The 11,073-nt window shown below is 69.4% G+C and carries 10 protein-coding genes; 9 read left to right on the top strand and 1 reads right to left on the bottom strand.

Annotated features, from left to right (window positions below):
- Positions 1–1,151: L-rhamnose isomerase (gene rhaI, locus GWK25_RS26835; protein WP_215453793.1), on the bottom strand; the 1,151-nt coding region annotated here is incomplete at its 3' end.
- A 258-nt stretch (positions 1,152–1,409) separates the two neighbouring features.
- Here rhaI and GWK25_RS26830 point away from each other — a divergent pair.
- The 9 genes from GWK25_RS26830 to GWK25_RS26790 all read left to right on the top strand — a co-directional run.
- Positions 1,410–2,927, top strand: a complete 1,518-nt coding sequence (locus GWK25_RS26830) for a sugar ABC transporter ATP-binding protein (protein ID WP_215453790.1) — start codon at positions 1,410–1,412, stop codon at positions 2,925–2,927.
- Positions 2,924–3,964 carry an ABC transporter permease gene (locus GWK25_RS26825; protein ID WP_215453788.1) on the top strand — a complete coding sequence of 347 codons (1,041 nt, stop codon included), beginning with the start codon at positions 2,924–2,926 and terminating at the stop codon, positions 3,962–3,964. The genes GWK25_RS26830 and GWK25_RS26825 overlap by 4 nt, the downstream gene beginning before the upstream one ends.
- On the top strand, positions 3,957–4,970 hold the full coding sequence (locus GWK25_RS26820) for an ABC transporter permease (protein ID WP_215453786.1): 1,014 nt from the start codon (positions 3,957–3,959) through the stop codon (positions 4,968–4,970). Before GWK25_RS26825 ends, GWK25_RS26820 begins: the two co-directional genes overlap by 8 nt.
- Before the next feature lie 67 nt (positions 4,971–5,037).
- Complete coding sequence (rhaS, locus tag GWK25_RS26815) at positions 5,038–6,120, top strand: rhamnose ABC transporter substrate-binding protein (protein ID WP_215453785.1); 1,083 nt, start codon at positions 5,038–5,040, stop codon at positions 6,118–6,120.
- A gap of 82 nt (positions 6,121–6,202) precedes the next feature.
- Positions 6,203–6,523, top strand: a complete 321-nt coding sequence (locus GWK25_RS26810) for an L-rhamnose mutarotase (protein WP_215453784.1) — start codon at positions 6,203–6,205, stop codon at positions 6,521–6,523.
- 80 nt (positions 6,524–6,603) lie between these two features.
- The gene (locus GWK25_RS26805; RefSeq protein ID WP_215453783.1) at positions 6,604–8,028 is read left to right on the top strand and encodes a BNR repeat-containing protein; all 1,425 of its coding nucleotides are present in this window, start codon (positions 6,604–6,606) and stop codon (positions 8,026–8,028) included.
- Positions 8,029–8,147: 119 nt separating this feature from the next.
- Positions 8,148–9,173 (top strand): LacI family DNA-binding transcriptional regulator, encoded by a 1,026-nt coding sequence (locus GWK25_RS26800; RefSeq protein WP_215453782.1) that lies wholly within the window; start codon positions 8,148–8,150, stop codon positions 9,171–9,173.
- A 143-nt stretch (positions 9,174–9,316) separates the two neighbouring features.
- Positions 9,317–10,618 (top strand): alpha/beta fold hydrolase, encoded by a 1,302-nt coding sequence (locus GWK25_RS26795; RefSeq protein ID WP_215457604.1) that lies wholly within the window; start codon positions 9,317–9,319, stop codon positions 10,616–10,618.
- Positions 10,619–10,647: 29 nt separating this feature from the next.
- Positions 10,648–11,073 (top strand): GNAT family N-acetyltransferase (locus GWK25_RS26790; RefSeq protein WP_215453781.1); only part of this gene is annotated, 426 nt, incomplete at its 3' end.

Genomic DNA, 11,073 nt, shown 5'->3' with positions numbered 1-11,073 from the left:
CCCCCCGCCTGCTCCCCGCCGACCCGCTCCTCGACGATCTTCGACGCCCACCCGGACCGCCGGTACGCTCCCAGAGGATCGGGGTCCAACCCCATCTCCTCCCGCACTTCACGCAGCAACGGCCGTACATCCGTGTTGTACGCGTCCATCACGACCGCATTCGCCTCCAGCACATCCCCCTCCCGCTGAGCAACAGCAAGGGCCCCCCGGTCCACCAGCAGCGCCTTCGCCGTGGCCTCCTGCACGTTCATCACCGAGCGGATGATCGCGGGGATCTTCGCCTCGATGTTGTGGCACTGGTCGAGCATGAACGCGACCTCGGGAGTGAACCCGCCCCCGCGCACGACCTCGTACATGATCCGGAACAGCTGGAACGGGTCGGCGGCCCCGACCATCAGGTCGTCGTCGGCGTAGAACCGCGAGTTGAAGTCGAACGCCCCGAGCTTCCCCTCGCGCAGCAGCGTGGCCACGATGAACTCGATGTTGGTCCCCGGCGCGTGGTGGCCCGTGTCGACCACGACCTGCGCCTTCGGGCCGAGCTTGAGGCAGTGGGCGTAGGCGGTGCCCCAGTCCGGCACATCGGTCGTGTAGAACGCGGGCTCGAAGAACTTGTACTCCAGCAGCATCCGCTGGTCGTCGCCGAGGCGCTCGTAGACCTCGGCGAGCCCCTCGGCCAGCCGGTCCTGGCGCCCGCGGATGTCGTCCTGGCCGGGATAGTTGGTCCCGTCGGCGAACCACAGCTTCAGATCGCGCGACCCGGTCGCGTCCATGATGTCGACGCACTCCAACAGGTGGCCGACGGCCTTGCGGCGGATCGCCGCGTCCGGGTGGCAGATGCTGCCCAGCTTGTAGTCGTCGTCCTGGAAGGTGTTGGAGTTGATGGCGCCCAGTTTCACGCCGCGCTCCTGCGCGTGCTTCGACAGTGCCGCGTAGTCCTCGACCTTGTCCCAGGGGATGTGCAGGGCCACGGTCGGCGCCACGCCGGTGAACTCGTGGACCTTCCCGGCGTCGTCCAGCTTCTCCCAGGGACTGCGGGGGACACCCGCCTGGGCGAACACCTTGAAGCGGGTTCCGGAGTTTCCGTACGCCCACGACGGCGTCTCGACGGCCTGTGTCTTGAGGGCGGCCTTCACCGCGGCGAGCTCGGTCACGTCAGGGCTCCTACCGGCTTTGATGTCTGAAACGATTCAGCACCGGAAACTATGAGCGGCTCGCCGGACTGTCAACCCCTCAGGTCAACGCCATGGGCCGTGACCGGGTTGTGACCTCTTCCGTCGAAAGAATTTCGATCGGAACCCATTGACGTGACCTGCATGTGGTGCCTAACGTCCCGGCAACCTAGTTGAAACCTTTCACGACGCCGTGGGGCAGCGACTCCGCCCGCCGCAGGCCGTCGTCGAGGAGCCCTCATGACCCACCCGTCCGACACGGGTCCGGCCCCCGTTCTCGCGCTGAAGGGCGTTTCCAAGTCCTTCGGCGCCGTACGCGCCCTGCGGGACGTGTCGCTCGAACTGTTCCCGGGCGAGGTGCACGCACTCGCCGGGGAGAACGGCGCGGGCAAGTCGACCCTGATCAAGAGCCTCGCCGGGGTGCACCGACCGGACTCCGGTCAGGTGCTCCTCGACGGCGAGCCCACCGTGTTCCACGGCCCGGCCGACGCACGGGACGCGGGCATCGCGGTCATCTACCAGGAGCCCACGCTCTTCCCCGACCTCTCGATCGCCGAGAACATCTTCATGGGCCGCCAGCCGAGGCGCGCCCTCGGCCGCATCGACCACAAGGCCACCCACGAGGCCACCCTCGCGCTGATGCAGCGGCTCGGTGTCGAGCTCGACCCGGACCGCCCCGCGCGCGGTCTGTCCATCGCCGACCAGCAGATCGTCGAGATCGCCAAGGCGCTCTCCTTCGACGCCCGCGTCCTGATCATGGACGAGCCGACGGCGGCCCTCACCGGCAGCGAGGTGGCCCGGCTCTTCGGTGTCGTCCGCACCCTGCGCGAGCAGGGCTCCGCCGTCCTGTTCATCTCCCACCGCCTGGAGGAGATCTTCCAGATCTGCCAGCGCGTCACCACCCTGCGCGACGGCGCCTGGATCTCCAGCGAACCGCTCGACGGCATGACCGAGGACGATCTGGTCCGCCGCATGGTCGGCCGCGACCTGGACGAGCTCTACCCCAAGCAGGAGGTCGAGCCGGGCGAAGTCGCGCTGAGCGTACGCCGGTTGACCCGCGAGGGCGTCTTCACCGACGTCTCCTTCGACGTCCGCCGGGGCGAGATCGTCGGCCTGGCCGGCCTCGTCGGCGCCGGCCGCACGGAGGTCGCACGGGCCGTCTTCGGCATCGACCGCTGGGACGCCGGCGAGGTCTCCCTCGACGGCAAGGCACTCACCAACGGCGCCCCCTCCACCGCGATGGCCGCCGGACTCGCCCTGGTCCCCGAGGACCGCCGCGCGCAGGGCCTGGTGATGGACATGTCCATCGAGCGCAACATCGGCCTCACCGGACTCCGTACGACCGTCAAGGCCGGCCTGATGGACCGGGGCGCCGAGCGCAGCCGCTCCCTCGACTGGGCCGTCAAGCTCCAGGTCAAGTACGCCCGGATCGCCGACACCGTCAACACCCTGTCCGGCGGCAACCAGCAGAAGGTCGTCCTCGCCAAGTGGCTCGCCACCGGCCCCAAGGTACTGATCGTCGACGAGCCCACCCGAGGCATCGACGTCGGCACCAAGGCCGAAGTGCACCGCCTGCTCAGCGAGTTGGCCGCCGACGGCGTGGCCGTGCTGATGATCTCCTCCGACCTGCCCGAGATCCTCGGTATGGCCGACCGCGTGCTCGTGATGCACGAGGGCCGGCTCACCGCCGAGATCCCTCGCTCCGAAGCCACCGAGGAATCCGTGATGGCCGCAGCCACCGGGAGGGCCGCCGCATGACGGTGACCACCCCTCAGAACACTCCCGTCGCCGAGGTGCCCAAGTCCAGCGGCACCCGGCTCGTGGACCGCGTCTTCAAGATGCGCGAACTCGCCATCCTGGTCGTCTTCCTGGTGATGATCGTCGTCACCCAGTTGGGCAACAGCGAGTTCCTCACCGAGCAGGGCATCAAGGACCTGCTGCTCAACGCGACCATCCTGGTGCTGGTCGCCGTCGGCCAGTCACTGGTCGTCATCACCCGCAACGTCGACCTGTCGGTCGGCTCCACCCTCGGCATCAGCGCCTTCGCCACCGGTACCTACCTCCAGGGCGGCGGCAACGCGTTCGTGGCCGTGCTCCTGGCGGTCCTGCTGGGCGTCGGCTTCGGCCTGCTGAACGGACTGCTCGTCAGCCTCGGCCAGGTGCCCGCCCTCGTCGTCACCCTCGGCACGCTCTACATCATCCGCGGCATCGACTCCATCTGGGTCGGCTCCCGACAGATCGTCGCCTCCGGACTCCCGGACGGGTTCATCGAATTCGGCTCCGGCGGCATCCACGCCGTGCCCTATCTCGCCCTGATCGCGGTGGTGGTGCTGGTGGCCACGGCGTACTATCTGAAGCACTTCGGCAGCGGCCGCGAGCTCTACGCGCTCGGCTCCAACCCGGAGGCCGCCCGTCTCGCAGGCATCCCGGTCCGCAAGCGGATCCTGGTCGCCTACACCTTCTGCGGCGCCCTCGCCGGCCTCGCCGGCGCGCTCTACCTGGCCCGCTTCGGCAACGTCGACTCCAGCACCGGCAACGGCTACGAACTCACCGTCGTCAGCGCGGTCGTGGTCGGTGGTGTCGTCTTCACCGGCGGCTCCGGCAGCGTCTACGGCGCGGCGCTCGGCGCACTGCTGCTGACCTCCATCAACAGCGTGCTGCCCGCCCTCGGCGTCAGCTCGGTGTGGGTGCTCGCGATCAACGGCATCCTGCTCATCCTCGCCATCGCCGTGGACCGGGTGGTCGCGGTCCGGGTGGCGACCGCACTGAAGAAGAGGAACGCCCGCCATGGCTGACTCCACCCTGTCGCGTGCGATCCGTTGGGACACCGTGGTCGGCGCCACCCTGATCATCGTGCTCCTGCTGTCCTTCACCACCGTCGACGGCTTCGGCAACGCGCTCAACCTGTCCTTCCTGATCGGCAACACCCTGCCGATCGCGCTGGTCGCCCTCCCCATGACCCTCCTCGTGGTCTCCGGCGAGATCGACCTGTCGGTCGCCTCCACCGCCGGTCTCTCCGGCGCGGTGATGGGCGCCCTGTGGAACCAGGGCATGACCATCGAGACGATCATCCCGATCTGTCTGGTCCTCGGTGTGATATGCGGACTGATCAACGGACTGCTGGTCACCAAGCTCGGTCTGTCCTCCCTCGCCGTCACCATCGGTACGCTCGCCGCCTACCGGGGCATCGCGCAGATCGTCCTCGGCTCCGACGCGGTCACCGACTTCCCCACCCAGTACCTGGACTTCGCGGCCGGCCGGATCGGCGACAGCTTCGTCCCGCAGGCCTTCATCCCCTTCCTGGTCCTCCTCGTGATCGCCGTGATCGCCCTGCACGCCACCCCCTTCGGCCGCTCCGTCTTCGCGACCGGAGCGAGCGAGGAGGCCGCCCGGTTCGCCGGTATCCGGGTCAAGCGGCAGAAGCTGATCCTCTTCACGGTGACCGGTCTGATGGCCTCCCTCACCGGCGTCTTCTGGGCCCTGCACTACGCCAGCGCCCGCTACGACAACGCCACCGGCCTCGAACTCTCGGTCGTCGCCGCCGTACTGCTCGGTGGTATCGACTTCGACGGCGGCAAGGGAACGCTCGGCGGTGCGATCGCCGGTGTGTTCCTGCTCGGCACCCTGCAGAACGTCATGAGCCTGAAGGACGTCTCCGCCCAGTCGCAGATCGTCGTCACCGGCGTCCTGCTCGTCCTCTCCGTGCTCGGCCCCCGGGTCGCACGCCAGATCTCCGTCGCCAGGGCCGGCCGCAGAGCCGCCTCGGTGCCGGCCACCAAGGCGCCCACTCCAGCCCCGTGAACGGCTGGGCCCCCACCGCCGACTCCGTACCGCTCCCCGTCCGCCCCTCCGTACAGAAGGACCTCTCATGCGCAAGGCAACCCTCCGCCGTTCGTGTGCGGCGCTCGCCGCCGTCACCTCCTTCGCCCTCGCCGTCACCGCCTGCGGCGGCACCACGAAGAGCGACGTCAAGGACGACTCCGCCTCGGCCGCGGCCACCGGCAAGGCCGACCCGAACGCCGAACTGAAGAAGGGCCTGACCGTCGGCTTCCTGCCCAAGCAGGTCAACAACCCGTACTTCACCTCCGCCGACAAGGGCGGCGAGGCGGCCCTGAAGGAGCTGGGCTCCAGCTACAAGGAGGTCGGCCCGTCCAGCGCCACGGACACCTCCGGCCAGGTCAACTACGTCAACACGCTCACCCAGCAGCAGGTCGACGCCATGGCCGTCTCCGCGCAGGACCCGGGCGCCCTGTGCACCGCGCTCAAGCAGGCCATGAGCAACGACATCAAGGTCGTCACCTACGACTCGGACACCAAGCCGGAGTGCCGCAACGCCTTCGTCTCGCAGGCCAGCGCCGAGGACCTGGGCCGCACCGAGGTCCAGCTGCTCGCCGAGCAGATCGGCTACAAGGGCGAGATCGCGATCCTGTCGGCCGCGCAGACCGCGACCAACCAGAACACCTGGATCGAGTTCATGAAGGACGAACTCAAGGACCCCAAGTACAAGGACATCAAGCTCGTCAAGGTCGCCTACGGCGACGACGACGCCCAGAAGTCCTTCCAGCAGACCCAGGGCCTGCTCCAGGAGTACCCGAACCTGAAGGGGATCATCTCCCCGACCACGGTCGGCATCAAGGCCGCCGCCCAGTACCTGTCGGGCTCCAAGTACAAGGGCAAGGTCAAGCTGACCGGCCTCGGCACCCCGAACGACATGCGCAAGTACGTCAAGGACGGCACGGTCGAGGGCTTCGAGCTGTGGGACCCGGCGAAGCTCGGCGAACTGGCCGCCCGTACCGCCGTGGCGCTGGTCTCCGGCCAGATCACCGGCAAGGAGGGCGAGACCTTCACCGCCGGTGACATGGGCGAGTACACCATCGGCAAGGACGGCGTCATCAGCCTCGGCAAGCCCACCGTGTTCACCAAGGAGAACATCGACAAGTTCAACTTCTGATCCCCGCCCACGCGTTACAGCCACCCCCCTCACCCGCCCACGCGTTACAGCCACCCCCCTCACCCCCCAGGAGCGGTATCTCATGCAGCGCGTCTGCTTCCTCCTCAAGGTCCGCCAGGACCGGATCGACGAGTACCGCGAGCGGCACGCCGCCGTGTGGCCGGAGATGCTCGAAGCACTCTCGGCCACCGGCTGGCACAACTACTCCCTCTTCCTGCGCGACGACGGCCTGCTGGTCGGCTACCTGGAGACCGAGGACTTCCAGGCAGCGCTGGCCGGCATGGAGGCCGCCGAGGTCAACGCCCGCTGGCAGAAGGAGATGGCGCCGTTCTTCGAGGCCCTCGACGGCGCCCGGCCCGACGAGGCCATGAAGCCGCTCACCGAGGTCTTCCACCTCGCCTGAACCCCGCCCGAAAGCCCTCACGCACCACCGTTGCCCGCCCTTCCCGTACCCCTTCTCGTTCGACGACGGAGTCCCCCGAGATGAAGAGACGTGCGCTGCTCGGTGCCGCACTCGCCGGCACCGTGGTGACCCCCTCCCTCGGCGCCGCCACCGCCCGTGCCGCCGACCCCGGCCCCTCGGTCACCCAGACCGGCAACACCCTGCTCGACAGCCAGGCCATCTACTTCGTCTCCTACGACGGACTGGTCAACAACAACGCGTTCCAGAAGAACGCCCTGCTCACCCACAAGGGCTACCAGTACGCCGTCTGGTACACCGCCGACCGCAACGCCGTCGTCGGCCGCCGCGCCCTCGGCTCCGCCACCTGGTCCACCGTCAAGGTCGGCCACACGCTGCGCTACAACGACTCCCACAACGTCATCTCCATGGGCGTCTCCAAGGTCGACGGCCGCCTCCACCTCAACATGGACTCGCACAGTGACGGCTTCACCTACGTCAAGTCCGTCGCCGGCCTCATGGACGACCCGGCCGGCCTGAGCTGGACCGCGAGCCGCTTCGGCGCCCCGCAGTCCACCCTCGACGGGCTCGCGCTCACCTCGCAGTTCACCTACCCGCAGTTCGTGTCGATGCCCGACGGCAAGCTCCAGCTGAGCTACCGCGCCGGCATCTCCGGCAACGGCCGCAACGCCCTCGCCGAGTACAACGGCACCTCCTGGACCAACCTCGGCGAGTGGACATCCTCCACCGGCACCTACACCAGCGAGCACGGCTCCTCGACTGCCCGCAACATGTACCTGCACGGCATCGACTACGACCGCAACGGACGCCTGCACGCCCTGTTCACCTGGCGCGAGCAGAACAACGCCGTGATGTGCAACGGCGGCGGCATCACCAACCACGACACCGGCTACGTCTACTCCGACGACCTGGGCCGCACCTGGCGCAACAACGCGGGCGCCGTCGTCGGCACCACCGGCGGCTCCGACCGGGTCGCCGTCACCGACGCCGGCCTCGTCGTGGACGCGCTCAACCCGGACCACTCCCTGATGAACCAGGAGAGCCAGTGGACCGACTCCGCAGGCCGACCGCACGCCATCATCAGCTATGTCCCCGGCCGCTTCGGCCAGTGCACCACGAACTACGTAGCCGACCGCACCGCCAACGGCCGCGCCTTCCTCGTCCGCAAGAGCGCCTCGGGCGCCTGGACGAAGACCGAGATACCGGTGCCGCTGAACTCCAGCCAGCGCACCAAGCTGGTCATGGACAAGTACAACAACGCCTACGCGCTCTTCCCGTTCGGCAGGATCGCCGGAGCCACCGCGGCCTCCGGGCACACCGACTGGAGGATCCTGTTCGACGGTGCGGGGCTCAACGCCTTCGGCGAGATCGTGTTCGACGAGAGCCGGATCGCGCAGGACAACGTCCTGTCCGTGATGTACCAGGTGAAGTCGAGCGGCACCACACCGTCGGCGCTCCGCGTGATCGATTTCGCCCTGCCCGCCTGATCCGTCGTACGACCGTACGACGGGAACGTTCCGCCGCTGACCGGGTCATTTCCGCTGAGGCCCGGCGGTAATGTGAACGTATGCCCGCCGCTCCGTACCTTCCTGGAGGTCCCCGTCCGATGTCGCAGTCGGTGGGTATCAAGGACGTCGCCGCCGCCGCCGGAGTCTCCGTCGGCACGGTCTCGAACGTCATCAACCGGCCCGACTCGGTGGCCTCCGGCACCCGGGCCCGTGTGCTGGCCGCCATCGACCGCCTCGGCTACGTCCGCAGCGAGTCGGCGCGTCAGCTGCGGGCCGGGCGGAGCCGCATCATGGGGCTGCTCGTGCTCGACATGGGCAACCCCTTCTTCGTCGACGTCGCGCGTGGTGCCGAGCGGGCCGCGCGTGACGCCGGGCTCGGCGTGATGGTCTGCAACAGCGCGCAGAGCGCCGGCGAGGAGTCGGAGTACCTCTCGCTCTTCGCCGAGCAGCGGGTGCGCGGGGTGCTGCTGACCCCCGCCGACGCCACAGGGCGCAACATCGAGGCGTTCCGCCGCCACGGCATCCCCTTCGTCCTCGTCGACCGGGTCGCCGAGGGCACCACCGAGTGCTCGGTCTCCGTCGACGACGTCGCGGGCGGCGCCCTCGCGGTACGCCATCTGGTGGACGCGGGCCACCGCTCCCTCGCGTACGTCAGCGGTCCGGCGGGTCTCAACCAGGTCCGGGACCGCCGTACCGGGGCCCTGGGCGCCCTGCAGGAGGCCGGCCTCGGCCCCGAGGCCCTGCGGGAACTGCCCACCGAACGCCTCGACGTGGCCGCCGGCCGCGACGCGGGCGCCCGCCTCCTCGGCCTCGCCGACCGCCCGACCGCCGTGTTCTGCGCCAACGACCTGCTCGCCCTCGGTGTGCTCCAGGCCATGTACGCGGCCGGGGTGAGCGTCCCCGACGACCTCGCCATCGTCGGCTACGACGACATCGAGTTCGCCGCGGCCGCGGCCGTCCCGCTCACCTCCGTACGGCAGCCCGCCGTCACCATGGGCGCGCTCGCCGCCGAGCTCCTGCTGGAGGAGACCGAGGCCGAGACCGCGCCCACCCCGCACGAGCACCGGCGGGTCGTCCTGCAGCCGGAACTGGTGGTGCGGCGCTCCAGCCTCTCGGCACGCTGAGCGCCCGTTCGGCAGCCACGCACCGAGGGCCCTCGTACTGATCCGCGATTCAGCGAGAATTTCTTGATCCACGGGGTCGGCCGGGCGGAGAATCTGTGCTGGACTGGACCACGGCCTGGAATCCGTCCGCTCAGGGAGCCCTGTTGTCCGTCAGCTACCGGCAGCCCGGTGTCGTCCTCACCGACCGCCGCTTCACCGTCCCCCTCGACCACGACGACCCGGCGGGGGAGCGGATCGAGCTCTTCGCGCGCGAGGTCGTCGCGAGCGACAAGGCGGAGGCCGAACTGCCCTGGCTGGTCTATCTGCAAGGCGGCCCCGGCTTCGGAGCGAACCGTTTCGTCGGCCGTGAGGCCTGGCTGGGCCGGGCCCTCGACGACTACCGCGTGCTGCTCCTGGACCAGCGCGGGACCGGCGCCTCCACCCCCGCCAACCGCCAGACCCTCCCGCTGCGCGGCGGCCCCGCCGAACAGGCCGACTACCTGGCCCACTTCCGCGCTGACTCCATCGTCCGCGACTGCGAGGCCATCCGCCCCGAGATCACCGGGGGCGCCCCTTGGACCGTCCTCGGCCAGAGCTTCGGAGGCTTCTGCGCGGTCACCTATCTCTCCGAGGCGCCCGAGGGCCTGAGCAGCGTCGTCATCACCGGCGGACTGCCCTCCCTCGACGCGACCGCCGAGGAGGTCTACCGGGCGGCGTTCCCGCGCGTCGAACGCAAGGTCGCCGCGCACTACGCCCGCTACCCCCAGGACGTCGAGCGCGCCCGCCGGATCGCCGAGCACCTGCTCCAGCACGACGTCGTCCTGCCGAACGGCTACCGCTTCACCGTCGAGGCCTTCCAGTCCCTCGGCATCCTCCTCGGCCGTGGCGACGGCAGCCACCGTCTGCACTTCCTGCTGGAGGACGCCTTCGTCCGCACGCCCGGGGGCCCCGCGCTCTCCGACTCCTTCCAGGAGGAGGTCCAGGGCCTGCTGTCGTACGCCGGTCACCCCCTCTACGCTCTCCTGCACGAGGCCATCTACGGCCAGGACGCGGGTTCCACGAGCTGGGCGGCGGAGCGGGTGCGCGCACGGCTCCCGCAGTTCGACGCCGCCAAGGCCCTGACCGGCGACGGTCCGGTGCTGTTCACGGGGGAGTCCGTGCACCCCTGGATGTTCGACAACGACCCCGCCCTGCGCCCGCTGCGCGAGACCGCCGAGAGCCTGGCCGAGGAGCGGGGCTGGCCGCCCCTGTACGACCCGGAGCAACTGGCGGCCAACGAGGTCCCGGTCGCCGCCGCGATCTACCACGACGACATGTACGTCGACACCGCGCACTCCCTGCGGACGGCCCGCTCGATCCGGGGCCTGCGCACCTGGGTCACGGACGAGTTCGAACACGACGGCGTACGCGCCGGGGGCCCCAGGGTGCTGGACCGCCTGCTGGCGCTCACGCGGGACGAGGTGTGACGTCACCGTCGCCACCTAGTATGTAATGCATGACTGTCACCAGTGACCCTTACGAGCTGAGTATCGGTGTTCCCTCCGTCGAGGTCTTCCGTCGTCTGCGCACTGATGCCGGTCTCTCCGACAAGGCACCGGAGGCCGTGGCCCTCGCGCTTCCCCGCACCTGGCACGGGGTGATACTCCGGCACGCGGGGGAGCCCATCGGGATGGGCCGGGTCATCGGCGACGGCGGTACCGCGTTCCAGATCGTCGACATCTGCGTGCACCCCGCCCACCAGGGCCGCGGTCTCGGCAAGCGCATCATGGCCGCGCTCGTCGACGAACTGGAGCGCCGGGCCCCCGCCACGGCCTACGTCTCCCTGATCGCCGACGGCCCCGCCCGCTTCCTCTACGAGAAGTTCGGCTTCGCCGACACCGCCACGCACGACTCGATCGGCATGTACCGCGTGATGAAGGGG

The organism is Streptomyces sp. ATCC 21386 (assembly GCF_018728545.1).
Taxonomy (GTDB): Bacteria; Actinomycetota; Actinomycetes; order Streptomycetales; family Streptomycetaceae; genus Streptomyces.
Note: the sequence above shows the minus strand (reverse complement) of the source record. Positions and strands in the feature narration are given on the sequence as shown.